Source organism: Nonomuraea sp. NPDC049129, assembly GCF_040648495.1.
In the GTDB taxonomy this organism is placed as follows: domain Bacteria; phylum Actinomycetota; class Actinomycetes; order Streptosporangiales; family Streptosporangiaceae; genus Nonomuraea.
Window position 1 is genome coordinate 198,730 of sequence record NZ_JBEZDU010000018.1, and the last position, 23,308, is coordinate 222,037.

The window sequence follows — 23,308 nt, forward strand, 5'->3', positions numbered from 1 at the left end:
GTGACAGGGGCACTCGGGGTGCCTCGCTGGAAGGGGATCCTGATGTCACCTGGCAAGAGGAAGCCGGATATAGCAGGTCCGATGTTCGCCGAGCAGGCCGATGGAAGCTATGTCTCGTCGCTGCGCGGCCTCGCGGTGCTGCGCGAGCCGCTGCTGAACAAGGGCACGGCCTTCTCGCCGCAGGAGCGGGCCGACCTGGGCCTGGAGGGTCTGCTGCCGCCGGTGGTCGAGACATTGGACGAGCAGGTGAGCCGGTCGTACGCGCAGTATCGTGCGCAACCGACCGACCTGCTCAAGAACGTCTTCCTGGAGGGCCTCCGCGACCGGAACGAGGTGCTGTACTACCGGCTGCTGGGCGACCACCTGCGCGAGATGCTGCCCATCGTGTACGACCCCACCGTCGCCGAGGCGATCCGTACCTACAGCCATGAGTACCGGCGCCCGCGGGGAGTGTATCTGTCCGTCGATGACCCGGATGGGATCGATCGGGCGTTCCAGAACCTGCAGCTGGGGCCGGACGACGTCGATCTGATCGTGGCCTCCGACGCCGAGGAGATCCTGGGCATCGGCGACTGGGGCGTGGGCGGTGGGGCCGGCATCGCGGCCGGCAAGCTGGCCGTCTACACCGCCGCCGCGGGGATCGACCCCGGCCGGGTCGTACCCGTCGCCCTGGACGTGGGCACCGACAACGAGGCGCTGCTGAACGACCCGGGCTATGTCGGCAACCGGCACGCCCGGGTGCGGGGCAAGCGCTACGACGACTTCATCGACGCCTACGTGAAGACGGCGTCGCGGATGTTCCCCGGCGCGATGCTGCACTGGGAGGACTTCGGCCCGTCGAACGCCCGCCGCATCCTGGAGAGGTACACCGATCGCCTCTCGACCTTCAACGACGACATGCAGGGCACCGGAGCGATCGTGCTGGCCGCCATGCTCAACGCCGTCCGGGCCTCCGCGACCCCCATGGACGAGCAGCGGATCGTCGTCTTCGGCGCCGGCACCGCCGGCATCGGCATCGCCGACCAACTGCGTGACGCGATGGTCCGCGCCGGTCTGGACGAGGAGAGCGCGACCCGGCGGATCTGGCCGGTCGACAAGCAGGGCCTGCTCATCGACGGCATGAAGGACCTGCGTGACTTCCAGCGGCCCTATGCCCGCTCACGGGCCGAGGTGCGCGGCTGGTCCAAGGACGCCGCAGGCATCTCGCTGGCCGGGGTCGTCAAGCGGGTCAAGCCGACCATGCTGCTCGGCACCTCCACCGTGCATGGCGCGTTCACTGAGCAGATCGTGCGCACGATGGCCGCGGGGGTCGAGCGGCCGATCATCTTCCCGATCTCCAACCCGACCGAGCGGATCGAGGCGATGCCCGCCGATCTGATCCGCTGGAGCGACGGCCGGGCGCTGATCGCCACCGGCATCCCGGTCGAGCCGATCACCTACAACGGCGTCACCTACGTCATCGCCCAGGCCAACAACGCCATGCTCTATCCCGGGCTTGGGCTGGGCGTCGTCGTCGCCCGGGCCCGCCGGGTCAGTCCCGGCATGTTGCAGGCCGCCGCCGAGGCGGTGGGCGGCATGGTGGACATCTCGTCCCCCGGCGCGTCGCTGCTGCCGCAGGTGGACAACCTGCGCGAGGTCTCCGCCTCGGTCGCCGTGGCCGTCGCCGACAAGGCGGCCGAGGAGCACCTGGCCCGCACCGACCTGCGCAACACGATCCAGCAGGTCCAGGACACCATGTGGCAGCCCACCTACCGGCCGGTCCACGCGAACGGGAATGGGCACGGGCGGTGAGCGCGCCCCGCGTCCAGGACGTGCCGATCGGACTCGCGGACACCGGCACCCGGACGGAGAGCGACTCTCTCGGTGAGGTGGAGGTGCCGGCCGAGCACTACTGGGGCGCCCAGACCCAGCGATCCCTGATCCACTTCGACATCGGCGACGATCGCATGCCCAAGGCCGTCTACCACGCCTACGGCTACATCAAGAAGGCGGCGGCGATCGTCAACGCCCGCGCGGGCCGCCTGCCCCACTGGCAGGCCGACCTCATCAGCCGGGTCGCCGACGAGGTCATCCGCGGCGAGCTGGACGGCGAGTTCCCGCTATACGTCTGGCAGACCGGCTCGGGCACCCAGTCCAACATGAACGTCAACGAGGTGATGTCCAACCGGGCGATCCAGCTCGTCAGCGGCCGACTCGGCAGCAAGGATCCGATCCATCCCAACGACCACGTGAACATGGGCCAGTCGTCCAACGACACCTTCGTCACCGCCATGCACCTCGCCGCCGCCGAGGCCATCGACGAACACGTGCTCCCCGCCGCCGACCGGCTGCGTGACAGCGCCGAGGCCAAGAGCCGCGAGTGGGAGCACATCGTCAAGATCGGGCGTACCCACCTGGAGGACGCCACCCCGCTGACTGTCGGCCAGGAGTGGTCCGGCTACGCCGCCCAGCTCGGCGCGGCCATCGACCACCTCGAACGCACCCGTACCGGGCTGTACCGGCTGGCGATCGGCGGCACCGCGGTCGGAACCGGGCTGAATGCGCCGCCGGGTTTCGGCGAGGAGATGGCCCGGCAGATCGCCGAGCTCACCGGGCGGCCCTTCACCGGCGCGCCGAACAAGTTCGCCGCCCAGGCCTCGTGCGACGATCTCGTCCGGGTCTCGGCGGCGCTGCGCGCCCTGGCCGTGCCGCTGTTCAAGTTCGCGAACGACCTACGCTGGCTCGCCTCCGGGCCGCGTACGGGGCTGCGTGAGCTGATCCTGCCGGCCAACGAACCGGGTTCGTCGATCATGCCGGGCAAGGTCAACCCGACACAGGCCGAGGCCATGCTGATGGTCGCCATTCAGGTGACCGGCAACGACACCGCCGTCTCCATGGCGGGCGCCGAGGGCAACTTCGAGCTGAACGCCTTCCGCCCGGTCATCATCAAGAACGTCCTGCATTCGGCGCGCATTCTGGCCGACATGATGGATCACTTCCGCACGTATCTGGTCGAAGGAGCCCGGCTGAACACCGAGACCCTGCGCCACAACATCGACCGCTCGATCATGATGGTGACCGCCCTCAGCCCCGTCGTCGGGTACGACCAGGCCGCCCGCATCGCGCACCACGCCCTCGACAAGGGGCTGGCGCTCAAGGACGCCGCACTCGAATGCGGCGTCGCGGAGGACCTGTACGACAAGATCGTCGACCCCGAACGCCTCACCAGACCAGGGGTGCCCAGCCCGAACGGCGGCAACCGACGCTGAAACAAGGCCCACAACCCTCGACCCGGTGGCGGGCGGGCGGCGAGGCTGTAGCGGCCCAGGCAGTTGAGGTTGGCGTGTTTGAGCGGGGAGAGCCGGGTCACATCCTCCTCCAGGACGTCGTGCTCCCGCAGGTGCTCGCCGGCGGCGTCCAGGTAGCGGGTCGTCCAGAACACGGCGGCTGAATAGATCGCGATGCGCGGTCACCCTTCGGCGAAGGTCTACGCGGGACCGCTGAGGGTCTTCTCCACCTGATCCCGCGCAGGATGGCCCTTCTCGGGTCAGTTCTTCGGTGCGGCCGGACGTGGTTGTGCAGGCGCCTGCAGATTCAGCGCCGCTGCGAGTTCGCGCAGATATGGCCGCAGGTCGGTCACATCTGTGTCTCCCAGGATCTGCACCACGACATGATCTGCACCGGCGTACAGGTGCGCCGTGACCGCTGCGGCCGCGTCCTCGGCAGAACCCATGCCGACCAGCGCGCGCACCAGCCGGTCCGAGCCGCCGGGCACGAAGTCGGTCTCATCGAAGCCTTGCCGCAGCCATGAGTTGCGGTAGTTGGGCGCCTGCAGATACATGCCGATGTGGGCATGCGCGCGCCGTAGTTGATCTTCACGGTCCCCGCCGATCGCCACCGCCTGCTCGCTCACGATCCATGGATCGGCGCCGCTGCCGGACAGCTCGATCATCTTCGGGCCCACCGCGGCCAGCAGGCGGGCCGGCCTGGCGGCGCCTGGCTCTATCGCCGGCGAGACGGCGTCCATACGCTCCAGGTAGCTGCGCATCATGCTCAGCTGCTTCACATAGGTTCCGCCGGTCGCGTGCTTCATGAATCCGGCGTGGCTGATACCCAGGCCGAGCACGGACCGTCCTGGATGGAGCGCGCTGAGGATTCGGCCTCCGGTCTCGGCCGCCGAGGGGATCCGCGCGTGGATGTTGGCGATCCCAGTGGCGACCACCAGTCGCTCGGTCGCGGCCAGAACAGTGGGATGGCGCGCATAAGGTTGCGGCCGATCGTCTGTAGGCCGGTTGGTCGTCCTCGCGCCAGACGGTGTCGCGAGTCACGCCCTCCTTGCTGACGGGCCGACCGGCGGAAGGCCGGCCGGACAGGCGTCGGTGCCAGTGGCTGCTCAGCGGCTGATGACGACCTTGCCGAAGTGAGCACAGCTGGCCAGGTAGGACGCGGCGTTGAGCGCCTGTTCGAAGGGGAAGACGCGGTCGATCAGCGGCCGCAGCTTGTGCGCCGCGATCACCCTGTTCATGTCTTCCAGGTCGCTCTGGCGGTGGCGGCGGGCATCGACGTGGTGACCGCCAACTCGCGCGGCCCGCAGAGCCTGGCAGGTTTCGTCCTGGCCCAGCAGCTGCTCGCCGCCCTGCTGGTCAAGGCCTTCAACAACATCCTGGCCCACCACATCCCCTTGCTCGCCCGGCCCGCAGCGTCCTGCCCATCGCCGGCGATGACGCCAACGCCAAGGCCCGGGCCGCCGAGCTGATCGACCGGCCCGGGTTCGACACCGTCCACGCCGGAACTCTGACCGAGAGCCGGCGCTTCGAGCCCGAGTCCGGCGCCTACCCCCAGATCTACCTCGCCGACCCCGACGTACCGGTCGAGCGCATACTCCAAGCCCCCGCCGCGCCGCTACCGGCCGACAAGCTGCGCGCCGCCTTGCAGGCGAGCCAGCAAGTCAAGGTCGCCGAGCGCACCTTCTAACGCTCGCACCGAGGCCTGCGGCCGTCAGGCGCGGGCCGTGGCGAAGGCGGCGGCGCCATCGCGGTCGAGCCAGGTGGCGAAGTCCATCAGGCCCGGGTGCTCCTTACGTAGCGCGTCGATGTCGGCGTGCCAGCCGCCGCCGTGGTTGGCGAAGTCGTAGCCGGCCACGGCGTCGGCGCCGCGGTCGGCCAGTGCCTCGCGCGGGATGTTCCGGTAGGTGATGGGCTGCCGCAGCGCCCGCTCCATGGCTCGGGCGATCTGCGGCATGGTCAGCTCGTCACCGGCCAGTTCGATCGTCCGGCCGGTGTATTCGGCCGGACGGGTGAAGGCTAGCGTGGCGAACGCGCCGATGTCGGTGGCCGCGATGAGCTGGACCGGCACGTCCGGCAGGACGACGTCGGCCAGGACGCCATCGCGCACGCCCATCTGCGGGTGGACCTGGTTGTCCATGAAACGGACCGGCCGCAGCGCGGTCAGGGGCAGACCCAGGTCGCGGGCGTACCGCTCCAGGGTGTCCTTGGTCTGCCAGCGCGCGATGCCGTGCGAGGCGTCGGCTGCGCCGACGGAGGCGTACACGAAGCTGCGGATGCCGGCCGCCGCGGCGGCGTCGGCGACGTTGCGGCCGTAGCGGAGCTCGTCGTCGATGGTGAAGCCGGGCGGCGTGCCAGGGTAGCCGAGGGTGGGCTGGACGCTGAAGACGCCGTCGACGCCGCGGGTGGCCGCGTCGAGCGAGACGCGGTCGCCCATGTCGCCGCGGACCAGCTCGGCGCCGGCGGCGGCCAGCGCCCGCGCGGCGGGAGTGCCGGGGTCGCGGACGAGAGCGCGGACCCGCTGCCCGGCGGCCAGCAGGCCGCGGGCCGTGGCGCCGCCCTGGGTGCCGGTGGCGCCGGTCACGAGAACGGTGATCATGTTTCCTCCTGATGGCGGGGTGTTCGAGAACGGGGTCAGGTGTTGAGCAGATGGTGAGTACGGCCGAAGGCCAGGTCGTCGACCAGGCGGCGCTGCCATGGGCGCTGGACAATGGCGTGGGTGAGCCGGCGGGTGGCGCGCGGCGCGGCCATGATCTCGGCGGCCAGCTCCCAGGCGCGCGGCAGCAGCCGCTCGTCCGGCACGACCTCGTTGACCAAGCCCAGCTCCAGCGCCTCGGCGGCGCCGACGCCGGCCCCGGTGTAGAGCATCCGCGCGGCCCGCTTGAGGCCGAGCAGCTCCTGGTAGACCAGGTGCTGACCATCGCCGGGTACGGCGCCGGAGCGGAAGTGGGTGTCGTCGAAGACGGTGCCGGGGGTGCACAGCGTCAGGTCGCAGGCCAGGGCCAGCTCCTGGTGGTAGCCGGGCCCGTTGAGCGCGCCGATCGTCGGCACGTCCACGGAGAAGACGAGGCTGCGTAGCAGCGCGATGCCATCGCGGTAGAGGTCGTAGCGGTCCTCGCCCCGCTGCGCCGGCGGCCGGTCGAGCAGGGCGGGGTCGAGCCCGCCGGTCCACGCTTCGCCGGTGCCGGTGAGGATCAGCACCTCGTTGTCCAGGTCTGCGCCCGCTTCCCGCAGCACCTCGCCCCAGGCGTGGTGCAGCGCGAGTGACATGACGGCTGGGCCGCCGCCGGTGTGCATGCGCAGCAGGAGCACTCCGTCGCGGCGCTCCATCGCGAAATGCTCGGCGTGCCGGGCGGCGTACTTCGGTGGCTGGGAGCTCATGGCACCTCCTAACCGGGGACTCTCCCCGGTTTCTGTTCGAGTACGATACGGGGATAGTCCCCGCTTAGGCAAACCCGGGAGGCGACGATGCGGGCCGACGCCCGGCGCAACTACGACCGACTGGTGGCCTGTGCGCGGGCGGCCTTTGCCGAACTAGGGGCCGATGCGCCGCTGGACGACATTGCACAGCGCGCGGGAGTCGGCAACGCCACGCTCTACCGCCACTTCCCCACCCGGCAGGCACTGCTGGAGGCGGTTTTCCGCGACCACATCGACGCCCTGTGCCGCCGGGCCGAGGAGCTGATGTCCGCGCCGTCGCCGGGCGCGGCGCTGAGGGAGTGGCTGGGCGCGGTGATCGCGCAGGGCAGCACGGAGCGCGGGCTAGCCGCGTCGCTGCTGGTGGCGCTGGGCGAGGATGGCTCGTCGTGTCGCGCGGCGGTGTTCGGGGCGGCGCAGGGGCTGCTGGCGCGGGCACAGGAGGCGGGCGAGGTCCGGACGGGCATACCGGTCGAGCAGCTGTTCAGGTTGGTGAACGCCATTGCGCTGGTCACCGAGACGGAACCGGATGCGGCCGGGCATGCGGCCTCCCTGCTCGACCTGATCTTCCACGGCCTGACTCCATCATGGGCATCATGTTGATGTCGTCGGCCCGGACCAACACGATGTCAGCCTCCTTGCCCGGTGATCATGACTGGCGTGAGAATGACGCAATTCCGTACGTAATCGGGCACGTTGATCATCTGGCCTGACCGCTGCTGATATCCGAGGGCGCCCCCGCCGTGGTGTGCGAGGCGGGGGCGCCTTCTTCCACCTGGATGCCGACGACCGGCGCCAGACGATGGCCGCCAACGGCGCCCGCAACCAGCTCGGCTGGGCCCTGCAACTCGGCACCACACGGCTCTTGAACTGCTTCCTGGACAGTTCCCGCCGCGGTGGTCGACTACGTCGCCGAGCAGCTCGGCCTGCAGGCCGCCGACCTGAAGGGGCATGGCGAGAAGGAGGCCCGCTGGGATCATCAGGAGCAGATCCGCAGCAGCTATGGCTACACCGCCTTCGCCGGCGAACAGTGGTTCGCGCTGGCCTGCTGGCTCTACAAACGGGCCTGGACCACCGGCGAGCGCCCGATCGTGCTGTTCGACCTGGCCACCCACCGCCCGGTGGAGGCCAACATCCTGCTGCCCGGCGTCACCACCCTGGAGCGGCTGATCGCCGCGCTGCGCGAGCGCGTCGCCTCCCGCCAGTACGCGCTGCTGGCCGCCGCCCCCAGCCCCAACCAGGCCGCCGTGCTGGAAGAGCTGGTCAAGGTCGAATCCGGGCGGCGGGTCTCCCGGCTGGACTGGCTGCGCAAAAGCCCCACCGACGTCAGCAGCACCGGCCTGGTCAAGGCCCTGGATCGGCACATGGAACTGCGCGACCTGGGTGCCGCCGGCGCCGTTCGTGGCGATCAGGTCGAGTGCCGGCCGTCGAGAAGGGCCCGTTCCTGATCGGATGGTGCAGCTCCGGGACGCCGGCCAGACATCAGCCTGCGCGTAGCTCCGCCGCGACCGCCCGCTCCCGCAATTGGGTGGCCTCCGCCCGAGCCGCCTCCAGCTGAGCACGGGCGTCCTCCAGCCGAGCCCGCTCCAGCTGTAGCTCCCCCCGCAACCGATCCCGCTCCTCCACCGCACCCTCCGCCGTCGCGCGCGCCTGGGCGATCTCCGCGGCGGCCAGTTCCCGAGCCTTCGCCGCATCGTTCAGGGCGACGGCGCGGTCCCGTTGCGCCTCGGCCGCGGCACGTTCGGCGGTCTCCGCCCGGGCGACGGCCCGTTCCCGCTCCTGTCCGGCCGCCTCCGCCCTGGCCTCGGCCGCGGCCAGGTCCCGCTCTGCCAGCTGCCTGGCCCGCTTGGCTTCCGCCGCCTCCTCACGGGCGCGATCACTCTCCGCCCGCGCCGCCACCGCCTCTTTCCGGGCCTGTTCGGCTCGCGCCTCCCCATCCTTTTCCGCCCGTACGGCGCGGGCTTCGGCGTCCTTCCGCACCTGTACGACCTGCGCCTGCGCCTCCTTCTCGGCGCGTACCACCCGAGCTTCCGCCGCTGTCTCAGCCCGTACGGCCTGCGCCTCCGCCTCAGCGGCCCGCCCATCGGCGGCCTCGACCCGCTCCGCCAGCTCCTGGAGCGCCTGATCCCTGGCCCGCTCGGTCAGCTCCGCCCGCCGTACCGCCTCATCGGCCTGCCGCTCGGCCAGATCGGCCCGGCGCCCGGCCTCCTCGGCGGACTGCAGGGCCTGCCGTTCGGTGCTGGCCGCCTCCCGCAACGCGGCCAGCGCCTGCTCGCGAGCCCGCTCACCGTCAGCCTGCGCCGTATCCCGCTCGGCCTCGGCCTCCTCCACACGCAGCCGCATCACGCCGGCCTCCCTGCGCGCGTGCTCGGCGGCCTCCCGCGACAGCCGTACCTGCTCGAATGCCTGCTCCCGCTCGGCACGCGCGATGGCGACCCGCGTGTGCGCCTCAGCCTGTACGGCGCTCAGCTTCGCCTCGACCCCGGCCGGACTCAGTTCCTGGGCCAGCGCCCTGGCCAGTGGCTCGATGGCGGCGGCCAGCCCGTTCTCCATCCGGTCGTACAGCTGCTCGGCCCGCGCCAGCGCCCCCTCCAGCCCGGGCGTCGCGCGCCGCATCTCCCGCTCACGCTTGGCGGCGGCCTGGCAGTCGCCTTCCGGGCAGTACGCCTTGGGCCGCCCCCTCCCCCGCCGCTGCTCGATCGGGGCACCACAGTGCAAACACGGCGTAACCACTGTGGCTTCTGTGCCGATCTGTCGAGCGCTGCCCTGCGGCTCGCCCTGTGTATCCGGGATGGTCACTGGTCTTGCCTTCTCAGGTGAAGTGGCGGATTTCGCGGAACGGGACGCCGGCTGCGGCCTTGCGCGCAGGATCCCGCGCTTTCACGACGCGCCGCCGGAATGCCGCACGTCATCTGGCCCATGGGGCGCGTCTGGCGCGCCTGGCGCAAGGCGCTCGCGCCAGGGATGTGTGGTGTGCTCGGTCTCCAGCGCCTCGTGCAGCCAGCGCCGCTCCCCCTCGCTCAACAGCGGCAGGACCGCCTCGAAATCGACCTCGTCCTTCGGCCGCAGACCCTTGGACTTGTAGAGCAACTGCACCTCCGGGACAATCCTCCGGAAACCATCCTGCTCGACGGTCAACCCGGCCAGCGGGCGGCGGATCCGAGGGTCACGCCGGTAGATCCACTCCTCGTCGTCGGCCTCGTCCAGCATGAGCTGGAACCGCCAGGGGCCGTCCGGATGCTCGCGTACCCAGATGTCGTGCGCCTGCTCGGGCAGGACCTCGCCAACCGCCCATGGCCGTAGCGTCTGGGGCACGACCGCGGCGTGTACGTCCCAGCCGTCCAGCAGCCGCCGCGCCGCGAGTTGGTCCCGGCGCAGCAGCGCGATATCGACGTCCCCGTGCTCGCGGTACGCACGGCCCACGGCCAGCTCGATGGCGTAGCCGCCGGCCACCCACCACGGCGCCGCCAGCCCGCGCATCAGCGCAACGACTTCACCAAGCGGCGCGGCCTCCCAGGGACCCCACGGTGTCTCGATCCTCATCATCGGCAAATCATGCGCTATCACAGCCTCCGTCGTCAGCGCTCGTGGCGCAGCGCCACGCCAGGCTCCACTCGGCGTGCGCGGCTTCCAGAGAGACCGGACATCACGCGGTCATCGTCTCCACTTCGGATGCGAGCCCCTGCAAAGTCGCTACGTCCGCCCATCTCAGCCGTCACGCTCAGACTCTAGCATTTTCGATTTTCTAGAAAATCAAATTCAATAATTAAGATCCGTTGCGTCGCGACGGGTCTCGACAACTTGCGAGAAGGCAGATTTCCCGCAAGTTTCGGCTGAGCTGGATCTCCCCGGGGTGACCATGCGCGTGTCCTGGCTCAGCTTGGGACCAGCCACGTGTGACTTGTCATCGGACTGTCCTGCGGGTTCGTCATTGCCTGTCGCAGCGTTGGTCACCTCTTGTCGCTCTCGCCGCGCCTTTGACGGCCAGTTCCTCCACTTTTGACGCATTCGACCTAATTTCGCTACGGCGACTTTCCGGTTCTTGATCGGGGGCGAGGAGCCGGCTGACAGCCGTTGGCGCTGAGAACGATCAAGACGCACTCACGGGTGAAACATCCTCACTTGTAACGCGTCGATCACTATGAGTTGATCCCCGCCGATATGGTCCTACCGTGCGGGCTATGCCTGCGGAATTTCTGTCTGCCGAGCACAGGGCTGCCTATGTCTCGTTCATCGAGGTGCCGTCGCTGTCAGACCTGGAGAAGTTCTTCTTCCTGGACAGCTTCGACCGGAATGTGATCGCGCAGTCGAGAGCCGATTCTCACCGGCTGGGCGTCGCCGTCCAGATCGGGACCGTCCGGTACAAGGGGCTGTTCCTGGAGGATCCGCTCGCGGTGCCCTGGCCGGTGGTGGACTACCTGGCCGAGCAGCTGGGAATCGGCGACGCGTCGCAGGTCAAGAAGTACGCCGAGCGGCCCAAGACGACGTACGAGCACGCGTGGATGATCCGGGACGCCTACGGTTACCACACCTTCGATGACACCAACAGCTGGAGCGAGCGGCAGCTGACGCGCCAGTTCCGGACTTTCCTGCACGGCAGGGCGTGGACGCACGCCGAGGGGCCGGTGGCGTTGTTCGAGCAGTCGGTGGCGTGGCTGCGGCGGCATCGGGTGTTGCTGCCCGGGGTGACCGTGCTGGAGCGGCTGGTTGGCAGCGTGCGGGAACGGGCCGATGTCCGCATGTACACGGTGGTGACCAAGCAGGTCCGCCGTGCCGATCCGCACCTGCCGACCGCGTTGTCGGATCTGCTGGTAGTGCCCGAGGGATCGCGCATCTCGGAGCTGGAGAAGCTGCGGCAGGCGCCCAAGCGCACGTCAGGGACGGAGATGGTGCGGGCGCTGCAGCGGGTGGACAACCTGGCCGCCTTCGGGTTGAGCCGGGTCGCGGTGTCGAAGGTTCCGGTGCGGCGGATGAAGACCCTGGCCAAGTACGGGGCGGGCAGCAAGGCGCCGGCGCTGGACCGGCTGGTCGAGCCGCGCCGAACGGCGACGCTGCTGGCGGTCACGCGAAGTCTAGAGGCCGAGGCGATCGACGACGCTTTGGATCTGTTCGCGCTGTTGATGGCGACCCGGTTGATCAGCCCGGCCCGCCGCAAGTCCGCCGACGAACGGCTGCGGATGCTGCCCCGGCTGGAGCGGGCCTTCAAGCTGGTGGCCAAGGCCGGCCGCGTGCTGGTCGACCAGCTCGACTTGGTCGACCAGGAGGGTGCCGACCTCGATGTGGCGGCGATGCGGGCCGCGCTGGTGGAGAAGTACCACACGGTGCGCCCGTTCCTGCGGCTGCTGGGCGAGTTGAAGGCACTGTCGGCGGCGCAGGGCGGGCGGCGCGTGCTGGCCGCGGTGCGCCGCTTGCCGGAGCTGTCGCGTCGGCAGGTGAGCAAGAAGCCGCTGTTGCCCAGGGAGATCGACGCCGCGCTGGTGACCGCGTCGTGGAAGCGGGCGGTGTATGCCAACCCGGACCTGCCGCAGGGCGCGGTCGATCGTGACGCGTACGTGGTGTGCGTGCTGGAGCACCTGCTACGGGCCCTGACGATCAGGGACGTGTTCGCCACGCCGTCGCTGCGCTGGGCCGACCCGCGCGCGCACCTGCTGGCCGGGGCGCGGTGGGAGTCGATCGCCGAGGATGTGCTGGCATCCTTGTCGCTCACCGACCCAGTCCAGGAGCACCTGAACGGCAAAGTCCTGGCCCTGGACGCGGCCTGGAAGCAGATGGACGCCCGGCTGGAGGAGGCGGGCGAGGACGCGCTGGTCTCGGTGGTAACCCCGGCCGGGGGCGGGCGGGCCCGGCTGTCGGTGGAGAAACTCGGCGCGCTCGGCGAGAGCGAGTCCCTGGCGTGGCTGAGGGCCGCCTGCCAGGCCATGCTGCCCCGCATCGACCTGCCAGAACTGCTGCTGGAGGTGCACGCCTGGACCGGGTTTCTGGACGCCTACGTGCACCTGGCCGACATCTCCACCCGCATGAACCACCTGCCGACATCGCTGGTGGCGCTGCTGATCAGCGAGGCCTGCAACGTCGGACTGACCCCTGTGATCAAGGCGGGGGAAGAGGCGCTGACCCGTGGCCGGCTGTCCCACGTGGATCAGAATTACGTGCGCGCCGAGACGCACGCCGCGGCCAACGCGATCCTGATCGCACACCAGGGCAAGGTGCCGATCGTCGCCTCGTGGGGCGGCGGCTTGCTGGCCTCGGTAGACGGGCTGCGGTTCGTCGTCCCGGTCAAGACGATCAACGCCGGACCTTCACCCAAGTACTACGGCTACAAGCGCGGTATCACCTGGCTCAACGCAGTAAATGATCAGGTGGCGGGGATCGGGCAGATGGTGGTGCCGGGCACTCCCCGCGATTCGCTCTACATCCTGGACTGCCTGATCAACCTGGACGCCGGGCCGAAACCCGAGCTGGTCACGACGGACCAGGCCAGCGACAGCGACATGGTGTTCGGGATCTTCTCCATGCTCGGCTACCGGTTCGCGCCCCGCTTCGCCGACCTGGGCGACCAGCGGTTCTGGCGCGTCGAGCTGCCCGACGGCACCACCAGCGCATACGGGGTGCTGGAGGCGATCGCCCGGAACAAGCTGAACACCAAGAAGGTGATCGCCCAGTGGCCGGACATGCTCCGCGTCGCCGGATCGCTGGTGACCAACCAGGTGCGCGCCTACGATCTGCTGCGCATGTTCGCCCGCCAGGGTTCTCCGACGCCGCTGGGGCAGGCGTTCGCCGAGTACGGCCGTATCGACAAGACGATGCACCTGCTGAGCATGCTGGACCCGATGGATTCCAGCTACCGTCGGAGCCTGGGTAAGCAGTTGTCGGTCCAGGAGTCCCGGCACCGCCTGGCCCGCAAGATCTGCCACGGCAACTCGGGCCGGATCCGACAGGCATATCGGGAAGGCCAGGAGGATCAACTCGCGGCTCTTGGACTTGTCATCAATGCCGTCGTGTTGTGGAACTCACGGTATCTGTCGGCGATCGTGGACCAGTTGCGCGCCCAGGGTGTGCCGGTCAAGGACGAGTTCGTGGCACGGTTGTCCCCGCTGGGCCACGCCCACCTCAACTGCCTGGGCCGCTACGCGATTGCTTCCTCGGCCCCGGACAAGGGCCTGCGGCCGCTCGGCGCGGCGGCGCTGCCCGAGGTCGGTGCCGCCAGTGCCGCTGTCGTGGACGATGACGGTGTCTGAACCGCTGACCGATGGCCGTCTGAATGACGGCTCAGCTCATGGGCTGGAGCTGTTTCACTTGCGTGTGTCCCAAAAGCGGCAGTGGTGTTCGGTGGAGCCGTCGCCATTGCTTCGGGCCGAGGAAAGGGAGCGGACGCGGTTCGCGCTCTTGCTGGTCAGGGGCTTCCATCGGGGCAGGCTCGGGTCGTTGGGATTGCCGGTGGCGGCGAAGCGGGTCCAGTAGGCGATCATCTGGTCGGCCAGCCGGCGTTGGCTTGTCGAGAGGGGCTGGGCGGTGGCGGCGCCGGGGCCGTCGAAGAGGTAGGGCAGTTCTCCGCCGTGGTAGGCGCCCAGAGGGAAGGCGGCGGGGATGGGAAACCCGGATGGTCTGGGGGCGGGATCGTCGGCGAATTCGTATTGGTAGACGGGGGTCTTGCGGGCGAGCAGGCGGTTGCCCGCCTGGGTGGGGCAGGTCCAGCCGCGGTCGGTGGCGATGGCGGCCCATGCCAGGGAGGGGGAGCCGTGTGCGCTGAGGGGATACCTGGCCGCGACCCGCCGGGCGTCGGTGCCGAAGGCGGTGCGCAGGAACTGCTGATAGGTCTGCCGGGTCAGAGGCTGGCCGGGACCGTCGAAGTACATGGCCACGAAGTATCGGGCCTCGTGCGCGGTGGTGCCGGCCATGAGCGGCACCGGGTGGAGGCGTCCCTCGGCCACCGCCCGGCGCGGGTCGAGCGGCAGCGTGTCGCTTCCGTACGAGGGCGCCCAGGTGGCGGGCATCTTCTGCTGCGCGGCGAGCAGGGCCGGGACCGGGGCCTGGCGCAGGCAGGCCATCGTCTGGGCGGCGTCGGTGCATCCGATCTGTTCGGCGGCGGCTGCGGCGATCTGTTCGCCGGACTGCCGTGATGGCCACACGGTGTCGCCGCCGGCGGGGTCGATGCCCATCTGGCGCATCGAGCATGTGCCGCTTTGGATGATCGCCTTGTCGAACAGCCCCGCCGCCGTGGGGGATGTCAGCTGGGCGCAGGTGCTGAACGCGCCCGCGGACTCGCCGAGCAGGGTGATGTTGCGCGGGTCGCCGCCGAAGGCCGCCGCGTTGTGCCGTATCCAGCGCAGCGCGGCCTGCTGGTCGAGCAGGCCGAATGCGCCCGAGCCGGGCAGGGCGGGGTGGCCGAGGAAGCCGAAGATGCCCAGCCGGTAGTTGACGGTCACGACGACCACGCCCGCCTTCGCCAGCCGCTGGGTGTCGTAGTCGCCGCCGGCGCCCTGGGTGAAGCCGCCGCCGTGCAGCCAGACCATCACAGGCAGCCGTTGTCCGGCGGGCACGGTCCGGGGGGCGGTGACGTTCAGGTACAGGCAGTCCTCGGTGGTGCTGGCCGGGTTGGAGTCGGCGGGATTGGCGTTCTGCGGGCAGCGCGGGGCCGTGCGGGTGCCGTCCTTGACGCCTTTCCACGCTTGGACGGGCTGGGGCGGCTGCCAGCGCAGCGTTCCGGTCGGTGGCGCGGCATAGGGGATGGCGTTGAACCGCTGCACGTCCCGGCCGATGTGAGCGCCGGTGACGGCGCCGGACGAGGTGTGCGCGACAGACTGGCGCGAGCTCGATGCGGGGCCGGTGGCGCTCGCGCAGGCCGCGACGACGGACAGACCGGCCACCGCCGTGACCAGCCGCACGCGCGCCGTCCTGCGCGCCGTTCCTCGGGGTCTCATCGGCGCACCGCCCGATACGTCGCGATGAGCAGGAACGCGGCTCCGAGGGTGCCCAGGGCGAGATCGGCCCAGCCGGGGACGCCGACGGCGCGCAGGATGCCGGCGATTCCGAAGCTGGTGTCCCACTGCGCCTCGGTGATCGCCGAGCCGAACCCCTGCACGGTGAACAGAGCTCCGGCCAGCCACAGCGCCTTATCGGCTGTGCGGTTGCGTGTTTGCGAACGACTCATGGCGTCCTCCCTGTTCCGATGCGTACGCATCAAATAAACCGGAAAAGTTGATACGATGCAACCGCATCGAAATGCTGTCGGAAGGAACCCCATGCCCAAGCAGGTCGACTACGAGACGCGACGCCGCCACATCGCCGAAGCGGTCTGCGACCTGATCGACCGGCACGGCCCCGAAGGCGCGACCCTCCGGGACGTGGCGCAGCAGGCTGGGGTGTCCATGGGAGCAGTGCAGCGATGCTTCGCCACCAAGGACGAGATGCTCGCCTTCGCACTGCACCACATCACCGAACGCATCACCGCGCAGGGCCAGGAGGAGATCGACGCCTCCGCCGCCAAGGAGTCGGCGGTGACCCTGCTCACCGCCACCCTGCGTACGCTCACCCTGATCGAGCCGCACCAGCGACGCGACGCCAGGATCCTGGCGGCCTTCACCGCCCACGCCACGGCCATCCCGTCCCTGGCGGAAATCCTGCGCCAGGCCCACGCCAAAACGCGCGACCTGCTGGTCTGGCTGATCCGCTATGGCCAGCGAACCGGCGAGTTCCGCGACGACCTCGACGCCGACCTGGAGGCCGAGACCCTCCTGCCACTCGTCGAAGGGCTGACCTCACTCGCCCTGCTCGGACACCGCCCCACCGTGCCCGCCCACGACACGCTGACTCGTCGTATCGACGGCCTGCTCATGCAGCCATCCCGGCCAAGCCGACCGGCCTCATCGACCGCAATCACCTGAGGGTGCCTTGCGAGCGCGGCACCAGCGCTGCGTCCGTCACACCACGTACGCCAAGACGCCTTCCAGAGGCGCCAGACGTTCACCGTCACGCTTGGCGTGTGATGTTCTTCACCGCCGGCGTCCGCAGCGACCCTCAGCCGGTTGCTCTATGCGAGCGGGCCTTGCGGTGCGAATCAGCAGGATGGAGACCAATGATTGCGGGATAACCTTTGTTATCTGGCAAGATAGCGATCACAGACCAGGCGCGAGCTGGGCGGAGCGCTTCCGGCACTCAGGCTTCGTTTCCCGGTTATCTGGCAACTACACAGGCGATGGAGGACGACGGCGTGAACGAGGTGATCGCCGAGCAGCTCGGCCGCGGCCATCCACTCGCCACGCACCTGGACGACTTCCTCACCGACAAGCGCAACGCCGGCGCCTCCGGCCAGACGATCCGCGCCTACCGCGGCGACCTCCTGCAGTTCACCGCCTACTGCGATGGCGAGCTCGGCGAGCTGAGCGCCGCGCCCATCCGGGCCTTCCTCGCCGACCTCGGCCAGTTGTCGGCCGCCACCCGCAAGCGCAAGCGGGCCGCGATCGCCTCCTTCTGCCGCTGGGCCGTCAGGCACGACCTGCTCGACGCCAACCCCATGGACCGCATCGACACCATCAAGGTGCCCAAGACGCTGCCCCGCCCGGCCGCGGCCGCCGACGTCGCCAAGGTCCTGGCCGCGATCTGCTCGCGGCGGCCGCGCAAGGACCTGCCACTGGACCGGCTGCGCGACCGGGCGCTGTTCGAGACCGCCTACGTCTGCGGCGCCCGCGCCGCCGAAGTGTGCGGCCTGTACGTCGAAGACCTCGACCTGCGTATGGACGACGAACACGTCCGCATCCACGGCAAAGGCGGCAGCGTGCGCACCGTCCTGTTGGACGACCGCGGCTACGTCGCCCTGCTCAAGTTCTACCTAGCCCGCGCCGACTACACCGCCGGGCCGCTGTTTCGCGCCTCCATCAACGGCTACGGCGGGCCCCTGTCCTACGACGCCGCCCACCACCGCTGGCAGGGCTACTGCACCGCCGCACGCGTCGAGATCGACATCCACCAGCTGCGCCACGCCCACGCCACCGAACTCATCAACGCCGGGGTGTCCATCGAGGCCGTCCGCCGCCGCCTCGGCCACGCCTCCACCGAAACCACCCAGCTGTACGCGTTGCTCGACGATAAGGTCGCCGACGCCGAGATCCGCGCCGCCCGCCGACGCCGCGACCGGGCAACGCGCTGAAGAACCTTCACGACCAAGAGCGACCTCACTCGCTGCGACCAAGATCCTTCTCAGCGCCAACGGCTGTCCGCCGGTTCCTCACCCCCGTTGATGGCAGCCCAAGAACCTGTAGGACCTGCAGATGGTTCCCTCTCTGTTGCATTCCGGCCGCTCGCGACTTGGGAGCGGTATTAGCGTTTTCCTCTTTCCCTCCACTTATCTCCCTCCCGTAGGGCCCCTTGCCCGACTGCTCCTCGAAGTTGGTGTCTTCGGTTGAGGGTCGCAGCGATAGCCACTCTGGCCTGCGAGTATGTGGAACCGCCTCCCCGCGGCGAGATAGTGTCGGTGGCGCTCGCCCGGGGCGCCTGGCGCACCCTTCATCAAACTGCCGGATCGTGCGCTGACGCCGTGCCGATCACCCGTAGACGTACCGCAGATCACGGGGCGGCCGACAATGCGACGACACCCTGATGACTAATCTCGCGACAGCTTGGTGACCAATGAGCGGCTGACCTGCACGTTGGTCATGACCTGTCGCTGTTGCTGGTCACCATGGGAGGCGCAGGCTGCCGTGGCTGTTAGCGTGGACGGCATGAGCCCCGGGATCGCCTCTGGCTTCACGCGTCCCGGGGCACCGCTGTTCTGGTCCGCTACGGTTGACCTGGTGACCGATCGTGTGGAGCCTGAGGGCGGCAAGCAGGACTTCCTGGGGGACGGCTCGATCGTGCACGCCTGGCGCACCGCCTCGGCCGGGTCCGGAGGAGTTCCTGGCCGTGTCCGGGCTGTCGGATCGTGAACAGCAACTGCTACGCGGGCGCTATCGCTGGGGCGACGACCAGGTCGGGCGTGCGGTGGCCTGATGGCTGTGGCGAAACGGGAGCTCCGCCGGGGCGTGGCGCAGGTGGAGCCGCATGACCGTCAGGTGACACGGGCGGCTTTCGTCACGGCTCTCATCCAGTTGTGCCCCGATCTATTGCGGGCAAGGCGGTCGTATCACGGGGCGTTTGCCGTCCGGCTGGGGCCTCTGCCGTTGGGCGGCTCGCCGGGCGAGCGCCTCCTCCAGCGGGACGCCGGGGACGTCCTCGCGGTTGTCGATCTGGCGTCGGATGTCGTCGGTCGTGTCCCAGAGTCGCTGCCGGTCCGCGGGGTTCTGCCTGCCGGCGTAGGCGATGATCCGCTACAGATGGGTGAATTCCTCAACCTCGCGCCAGTCGCCCGCGGCTCGGGCCTTCTCCACGACCACCGGCAGCCCCGCGTCGAACCTCTCCCGGTCGCGTGGATGAGACAGCGCCTGGCGGATCGCCGACAGTGACTTGTCCGGCCGCGGTTCCGGGGTGATGATCACTGCTGGCGTCTCCTCGCGTGTCGGTTCAGGGCAGCCTAACGCCCGGTCAGCTGACTTCCCGGTGGTCGCCTCGGCCGCGCGGGCATGCGACAGGGGGTGCGTCCACCGGTGGGTGGCAGACGAGGGTGACAGGGGCTTGCGCGCCTGCCGCTCTTCGCGTTTTTGCTGTGTAAGATCTCACGGCTCGCTACATGTTGATCTTCTGTGGCCGGCGGGACGCCGAGCTGTCTCACCTGTGTGGCGGGACTGTTGTCTCACGATCATGGCGGTTTCCTAGCCATTGCGGGCTGACTAAGTGGCCTGATGCTCGGGCCGGCGTCACCCGGGGCAAGGCAGAAGGTCGCCATGGGTGTGACCACCCTCCACGTGGGCCCCGCCTGGCCGGGTTGAGCACCGCCGTTTTCCTCGTCATCGACCTGCCGTCGTCCTGTTGACCGGCTGTGCCACCGTCTTCTTCGACGTCGGCCCCCAGAGCGTGCTGCCGCAGGTGGTCGGCTTCCCCGGTCGCCTCACGCTGCTCGCCTGGCACCCTAGGCTGGTCAAGAAGATGTGGACCTACCCCGCTAGGCAGGGCCGGCCCCCGCTTCCGAACAGAGCGGGCAACATCATCTCGCGATCGCGGGGTCGACCAGGCCCACCACCCAGTCGGCCGGGTAGAGCGCGGTCTGCGACAGAGCCTCCTGAGCCGTCTCCGGCTCAATCGAGCCCGCGGTCAGAGAGGAAATGGGCACCAGGACGGCGACGACCTTGTTGGCTCCGTCTCCCGGCTGGATCACCGGCGACTCTCCGACCCAGCCCGGAGGCTTCCTGAGGCCGGCCCCGCAGCGCTCGCTGACCACGAGCTTGTCGTTGAGCCAGATGAACACGTGGTTGCCAGCCGGGCAGTCCACCGCGAAAGCCACCGACTTGATGGGAGACTCGAACGTGAAACTCACCGCCTCGCCCCCCTGCCTGAAGTGGTTGTAGGAGAACATCTGAGGATACTTTCGGGTCGAAGTCGAGCTGGTGCCGTCCTTGCTCGGCGTGGGCGGGACCTGCGCCGACGGGCGACCGGTCGGCGGCGGGACGGTAGGCTCGGCCAAGGTGCCGGTCCAGACGTCGCCCGGTGCCGGAGCCGCCGTAATGCGCGGCAAGCCGACCACCGCCACTACGGCGATTGCCAACGCGGCGAGCGAGCCCGCCACCCGGCTGCGCCGCCTGCGGATGCCCCGGGCCCTGGTCTCTATGTCTTCGATCGTCACGCCCATGAAGGGGCCGTCGGCACTGTCGTGTTCGAGCAGCTCGCGCAATTCCTGGTCGTTCATGGTCAGCTCCCGGTCTCTGTGGCGGCGGCCTTGGTCGTGGGCTCGAGGCGTAGCTTGGCCAGCGCGCGGCTGGCCTGGCTACGTACGGTGGACACTGAGCAGCCGACGATCGCGGCGATCTCCTCGTCGGTCAGGTCCTCGAAGTACCGCAGCACGATCACCGTCCGCTGTTTGGCGGGCAGCGTGGCCAGCGCGACTCTGAGCGCGTCCCGGGTGCCGATCTTCGCTGACGCATCCGGCGTATGGGCAGTGTCCGGCAGGTCACCCGTGGCGACCTCACCCCGCCAGCGCCGCCGCCACCAGGAGGCGTGGGTGTTGGCCAGGATGCGGTAGACGTACGGGTCGGGGGCGTGGCCCACCCGACGCCATGCCAGCCAGGCCTTGGCCAGCGCCGTCTGCAGCAGATCCTCTGCGGTGGCCCAGTCGCGGCACAGCAGGTACGCCGTCCTGAGCAGCCGCACCGAGCGCTGCTCGACGTAACGTTCGAAGTCGGCTCGATCCCGCATCGAAGGTCCTCACTGTCCGGTGATGGTCACCGATGATTACGTCCTGGACCCAGTGAGATGTTGCATCGACGCCTGAAATGTTTGCCGACACCCTGTAGGGCGCCGACCCTATAGGTATGGCCTGAGCGGGGCATCTTCGCTGGTGGGTGAGTGTCCCCGTCAAAGGTGCGCCATCGATTCCCACTCGAATCTCATGCACACGGCGGATCCGCCAATGGGCCGCCAAGATCAGAGAGAATCCGCCATGAAAACTGAGACCCTACATGCTTGTAGGATCTCAGCCTTCGTGACATCTTGATCTTGTGTGACCTGCAGGTTTTCAGAATGTCTCATGCTCCTGGCGCGAGATCTGTCTCACCGGCATGGCGGTTTCCTCGCCTGCGGGGACTGCTGGTCAAGCCGGGATCAGGGACTGCTCGTCGCCTCGGATGCGGGCGTGTAGGTGCATGTCGTGCCGGCCGTCGGAGTGGACGGCGTCGCTGCGCTTGGTGCCTTCCACAAGGAAACCGCATTTGACGGCGACCCGGCAGGAGGCGTGGTTGCGGGTCGAGTGGTCCAGATGCAGACGGTGGAAACCAGCCTCGCCCAGTGCCCAGACGCTCAAGGCCGTCAGTGCGCGGGAGGCCACCCCTGCTCGGCGGGCGTGCGGGAGCACCCAATACGCGCACCCCGCGACACCGTCATCGAGATTCACTGAGCCCATGGCGATGCGCCCCAGCACCTCATCGTCGCCACGGGTCACCGCCCAGCTCGCGCCCGTCTCCTGCGTCCAGGCCTGGCGATACTGCTCGAACCACTCGCGGACCTGATCTTCAGCGGCAGGTTGACGAGTGTGCCAATGCCGGATCTCGGGGTCCTGGTAAGCGGCGAGGAAGACGGCTGCGTCAGAAGGCTCCCAGGGTCGCAAGAGCAGGCCGCCTGGGGCGGAAAGCGTCGGCTGCGGGCTGGCGGCAAGGGTTCCGGCGGGGATGGCAGGCGGCGTCGAAAGAGTTGATCTCACGCCGTATCCTCTTCCGGCCGCGAGGACCTGTGTCAAGTTGCCGCCACCTCCGCATCGGTAGCCCGTGCATGTCAACCTCAACGCCTGCTCGTCATGATCGATGTACTCGTCCGCCCCGGGAACTGATGGTCAGGATTGGTCTGTCGATGGGGTGCTCGTCCAGGATGTAGCGGATGTGTTCGCTCGTGGTTCCGCAGGCTGTGGCGATTTGCTTGGCGCTTGGATACTTGTCCTGGAGGAATGCCTGGTGGACGGTGGCGATGTCGATATCGTCGGGATCTCGTCCGGGTAGCGCGGCCAGTTGGTCTGGGGAGAATCGGAAGGTGGGCTGCCAAGTCAGTGGCTCGTCAATGCCGTTGATGTGGAGCAAGTCGGCGCCGGCTTCCTGCAGCAGCTTGGTCTCGGAGGGCAGCAGCCGCATGCGGAAGGTGCTGTAGGCGGTGCGGCTGCGGAAGTCGTTGGCGGCGATCTGGCTGGGAGCGATTTCGGCGGGGTTGCCGGTCAGCGCCTCATAGAGCCATCGCTGTGCGTGAATGTGCGCCTGGGCGAGGTCGCTTTGTCGCCGCGTTCGTAGTGATGACCAGTGGTGAAGGGTGATGAACTCTTCCTGGTTGGCGAACACTGCCCGGCGGCGGGCGTAGTCGATCGGCGATGGGTGCTGGTTGAGGTGTTCGGCGAGTTCGGACAAGGCATCCAGGATGGCAATGCAGGCCGGGTGAGTGTTGATCTTTGCGTGGGTGTAGAAGAGTGCGCCGCGGTGGTGAGCGGGGAAACCAAGAAGGTCGACAGCTCGTTGGCAAGTCGTCTGGCCTCCGGTGAGCAGGAGGCATGCCGGCAGGGCCAGGCGCCACCGGCGAGCGCCGCGGTCAGGTTCGGGAATCAACGGGATGGATAGCCGGGGCCAGAGCAGTGCGGGCAGGCGTGCCGCGCGCTCGTCCGGAGTGGTGAGCGAGCGATCCGCTCGGCGTTTGTAGAGGGTGCTGGTGGTGTACTTCAACCGACGAGCAACCGAAAAGTGTGATTTCCGGGCGCGAAGCACTGCGGCTGCGAGAGGTGCGGACAGACGGGAGGTCAGGAGTGGAGCCCGCAGAGCCAGCGGCCGGAAAGCGCTCAGCCGGTCGACGATCCACCCAAGCCGACGTGCAGCCGTGACGAGGTCGGGAGCAGAGACGATGTCGAGAGCTGTGGTGAGCACCTGGGCGGTGACGGCGGCGTCAACGGGGACCATATGCAGGGGTCGAGTGAGAGGGCGGATGTGTCCGGAGCTGCCGTGGGGGATGTTGCGTTGAACTTCTGCCCTGTGACGAGCTAATAGCTGGTCCGGTGCCCAATGTTCCAGGTCGTCCAC

The 23,308-nt window shown here is 68.9% G+C and carries 20 protein-coding genes and 2 pseudogenes; 8 read left to right on the forward strand and 14 right to left on the reverse strand.

The window, feature by feature from the left end:
• The first annotated feature begins 42 nt into the window (after positions 1 to 42).
• A complete protein-coding gene (locus AB0B64_RS42180) occupies positions 43 to 1,791 on the forward strand; it encodes an NAD-dependent malic enzyme (RefSeq protein WP_358185219.1) in 1,749 nt (582 codons plus the stop codon).
• A complete protein-coding gene (locus tag AB0B64_RS42185) occupies positions 1,788 to 3,248 on the forward strand; it encodes a class II fumarate hydratase (RefSeq protein ID WP_357955392.1) in 1,461 nt (486 codons plus the stop codon). The genes AB0B64_RS42180 and AB0B64_RS42185 overlap by 4 nt, the downstream gene beginning before the upstream one ends.
• Positions 3,249 to 3,307: 59 nt before the next feature.
• Here AB0B64_RS42185 and AB0B64_RS42190 read toward each other — a convergent pair.
• The 5 genes and pseudogenes from AB0B64_RS42190 to AB0B64_RS42210 all read right to left on the reverse strand — a co-directional run.
• Positions 3,308 to 3,421, reverse strand: a pseudogene (locus AB0B64_RS42190) (hypothetical protein); the annotation flags it as partial.
• 105 nt (positions 3,422 to 3,526) lie between these two features.
• The gene (locus tag AB0B64_RS42195; protein ID WP_358185269.1) at positions 3,527 to 4,222 is read right to left on the reverse strand and encodes an LLM class F420-dependent oxidoreductase; all 696 of its coding nucleotides are present in this window, start codon (positions 4,220 to 4,222) and stop codon (positions 3,527 to 3,529) included.
• Positions 4,223 to 4,372: 150 nt separating this feature from the next.
• Positions 4,373 to 4,654, reverse strand: coding sequence for a zinc-binding dehydrogenase (locus tag AB0B64_RS42200; protein WP_358185222.1), 282 nt, complete (start codon positions 4,652 to 4,654; stop codon positions 4,373 to 4,375).
• Positions 4,655 to 4,977: 323 nt separating this feature from the next.
• Positions 4,978 to 5,862 carry an NmrA/HSCARG family protein gene (locus AB0B64_RS42205; protein WP_357955399.1) on the reverse strand — a complete coding sequence of 295 codons (885 nt, stop codon included), beginning with the start codon at positions 5,860 to 5,862 and terminating at the stop codon, positions 4,978 to 4,980.
• A 35-nt stretch (positions 5,863 to 5,897) separates the two neighbouring features.
• A complete protein-coding gene (locus AB0B64_RS42210) occupies positions 5,898 to 6,644 on the reverse strand; it encodes an enoyl-CoA hydratase/isomerase family protein (protein WP_357955401.1) in 747 nt (248 codons plus the stop codon).
• Positions 6,645 to 6,731: 87 nt separating this feature from the next.
• On the opposite strand from AB0B64_RS42210, the gene AB0B64_RS42215 reads away from it, so the two are divergent.
• Together AB0B64_RS42215 and AB0B64_RS42220 are read left to right on the forward strand one after the other, a co-directional pair.
• Positions 6,732 to 7,283 carry a TetR/AcrR family transcriptional regulator gene (locus AB0B64_RS42215; RefSeq protein ID WP_357955404.1) on the forward strand — a complete coding sequence of 184 codons (552 nt, stop codon included), beginning with the start codon at positions 6,732 to 6,734 and terminating at the stop codon, positions 7,281 to 7,283.
• A 199-nt stretch (positions 7,284 to 7,482) separates the two neighbouring features.
• Positions 7,483 to 8,128 (forward strand): annotated as a pseudogene (locus AB0B64_RS42220) (DUF4158 domain-containing protein).
• 34 nt (positions 8,129 to 8,162) lie between these two features.
• Here the strand turns inward: AB0B64_RS42220 and AB0B64_RS42225 are convergent.
• Positions 8,163 to 9,398 carry a hypothetical protein gene (locus AB0B64_RS42225; RefSeq protein WP_358185227.1) on the reverse strand — a complete coding sequence of 412 codons (1,236 nt, stop codon included), beginning with the start codon at positions 9,396 to 9,398 and terminating at the stop codon, positions 8,163 to 8,165.
• Between the two features lie 162 nt (positions 9,399 to 9,560).
• Positions 9,561 to 10,226, reverse strand: a complete 666-nt coding sequence (locus tag AB0B64_RS42230) for an amino acid transporter (RefSeq protein WP_357955407.1) — start codon at positions 10,224 to 10,226, stop codon at positions 9,561 to 9,563.
• A gap of 635 nt (positions 10,227 to 10,861) precedes the next feature.
• On the opposite strand from AB0B64_RS42230, the gene AB0B64_RS42235 reads away from it, so the two are divergent.
• Complete coding sequence (locus AB0B64_RS42235) at positions 10,862 to 13,918, forward strand: Tn3 family transposase (RefSeq protein ID WP_358185230.1); 3,057 nt, start codon at positions 10,862 to 10,864, stop codon at positions 13,916 to 13,918.
• 54 nt (positions 13,919 to 13,972) lie between these two features.
• Here AB0B64_RS42235 and AB0B64_RS42240 read toward each other — a convergent pair whose 3' ends face one another.
• Both AB0B64_RS42240 and AB0B64_RS42245 read right to left on the reverse strand, forming a co-directional pair.
• Entirely contained in the window at positions 13,973 to 15,601 is a 1,629-nt protein-coding gene (locus AB0B64_RS42240; protein ID WP_357955411.1) for a carboxylesterase family protein, read from the reverse strand.
• On the reverse strand, positions 15,598 to 15,831 hold the full coding sequence (locus tag AB0B64_RS42245) for a hypothetical protein (RefSeq protein WP_225302423.1): 234 nt from the start codon (positions 15,829 to 15,831) through the stop codon (positions 15,598 to 15,600). Before AB0B64_RS42245 ends, AB0B64_RS42240 begins: the two co-directional genes overlap by 4 nt.
• A gap of 91 nt (positions 15,832 to 15,922) precedes the next feature.
• Here AB0B64_RS42245 and AB0B64_RS42250 point away from each other — a divergent pair, with 91 nt between their 5' ends.
• The 3 genes from AB0B64_RS42250 (at position 15,923) to AB0B64_RS42260 (ending at position 18,601) form a co-directional block, all read left to right on the forward strand.
• On the forward strand, positions 15,923 to 16,564 hold the full coding sequence (locus AB0B64_RS42250) for a TetR/AcrR family transcriptional regulator (protein ID WP_357955414.1): 642 nt from the start codon (positions 15,923 to 15,925) through the stop codon (positions 16,562 to 16,564).
• 326 nt (positions 16,565 to 16,890) lie between these two features.
• Positions 16,891 to 17,826 carry a tyrosine-type recombinase/integrase gene (locus AB0B64_RS42255; protein WP_357955416.1) on the forward strand — a complete coding sequence of 312 codons (936 nt, stop codon included), beginning with the start codon at positions 16,891 to 16,893 and terminating at the stop codon, positions 17,824 to 17,826.
• A gap of 643 nt (positions 17,827 to 18,469) precedes the next feature.
• On the forward strand, positions 18,470 to 18,601 hold the full coding sequence (locus AB0B64_RS42260) for a hypothetical protein (protein ID WP_357955417.1): 132 nt from the start codon (positions 18,470 to 18,472) through the stop codon (positions 18,599 to 18,601).
• 381 nt (positions 18,602 to 18,982) lie between these two features.
• On the opposite strand, the gene AB0B64_RS42265 is transcribed toward AB0B64_RS42260, so the two are convergent.
• From AB0B64_RS42265 to AB0B64_RS42285, 5 genes are all read right to left on the reverse strand, one after another.
• Positions 18,983 to 19,150, reverse strand: a complete 168-nt coding sequence (locus AB0B64_RS42265) for a hypothetical protein (protein ID WP_357955420.1) — start codon at positions 19,148 to 19,150, stop codon at positions 18,983 to 18,985.
• 605 nt (positions 19,151 to 19,755) lie between these two features.
• Positions 19,756 to 20,454: a hypothetical protein gene (locus AB0B64_RS42270; protein ID WP_357955421.1), complete on the reverse strand. Its 699-nt coding sequence runs from the start codon at positions 20,452 to 20,454 to the stop codon at positions 19,756 to 19,758.
• Between the two features lie 2 nt (positions 20,455 to 20,456).
• Positions 20,457 to 20,960 (reverse strand): SigE family RNA polymerase sigma factor, encoded by a 504-nt coding sequence (locus AB0B64_RS42275; protein WP_357955423.1) that lies wholly within the window; start codon positions 20,958 to 20,960, stop codon positions 20,457 to 20,459.
• Positions 20,961 to 21,354: 394 nt separating this feature from the next.
• The gene (locus tag AB0B64_RS42280) at positions 21,355 to 21,996 is read right to left on the reverse strand and encodes a GNAT family N-acetyltransferase (RefSeq protein ID WP_357955425.1); all 642 of its coding nucleotides are present in this window, start codon (positions 21,994 to 21,996) and stop codon (positions 21,355 to 21,357) included.
• A 55-nt stretch (positions 21,997 to 22,051) separates the two neighbouring features.
• Positions 22,052 to 23,308, reverse strand: a complete 1,257-nt coding sequence (locus AB0B64_RS42285; protein WP_358185236.1) for a hypothetical protein — start codon at positions 23,306 to 23,308, stop codon at positions 22,052 to 22,054.

Coding starts and splice junctions, on each gene's coding strand:
- AB0B64_RS42270 (WP_357955421.1), bottom strand. CDS start 20,454: ATGAACGACCAGGAATTGCGCGAGCTGCTCGAACACGACAGTGCCGAC.
- AB0B64_RS42180 (WP_358185219.1), top strand. CDS start 43: ATGTCACCTGGCAAGAGGAAGCCGGATATAGCAGGTCCGATGTTCGCC.
- AB0B64_RS42240 (WP_357955411.1), bottom strand. CDS start 15,601: ATGAGACCCCGAGGAACGGCGCGCAGGACGGCGCGCGTGCGGCTGGTC.
- AB0B64_RS42230 (WP_357955407.1), bottom strand. CDS start 10,226: ATGATGAGGATCGAGACACCGTGGGGTCCCTGGGAGGCCGCGCCGCTT.
- AB0B64_RS42210 (WP_357955401.1), bottom strand. CDS start 6,644: ATGAGCTCCCAGCCACCGAAGTACGCCGCCCGGCACGCCGAGCATTTC.
- AB0B64_RS42245 (WP_225302423.1), bottom strand. CDS start 15,831: ATGAGTCGTTCGCAAACACGCAACCGCACAGCCGATAAGGCGCTGTGG.
- AB0B64_RS42205 (WP_357955399.1), bottom strand. CDS start 5,862: ATGATCACCGTTCTCGTGACCGGCGCCACCGGCACCCAGGGCGGCGCC.
- AB0B64_RS42215 (WP_357955404.1), top strand. CDS start 6,732: ATGCGGGCCGACGCCCGGCGCAACTACGACCGACTGGTGGCCTGTGCG.
- AB0B64_RS42250 (WP_357955414.1), top strand. CDS start 15,923: ATGCCCAAGCAGGTCGACTACGAGACGCGACGCCGCCACATCGCCGAA.
- AB0B64_RS42275 (WP_357955423.1), bottom strand. CDS start 20,960: ATGCGGGATCGAGCCGACTTCGAACGTTACGTCGAGCAGCGCTCGGTG.
- AB0B64_RS42235 (WP_358185230.1), top strand. CDS start 10,862: ATGCCTGCGGAATTTCTGTCTGCCGAGCACAGGGCTGCCTATGTCTCG.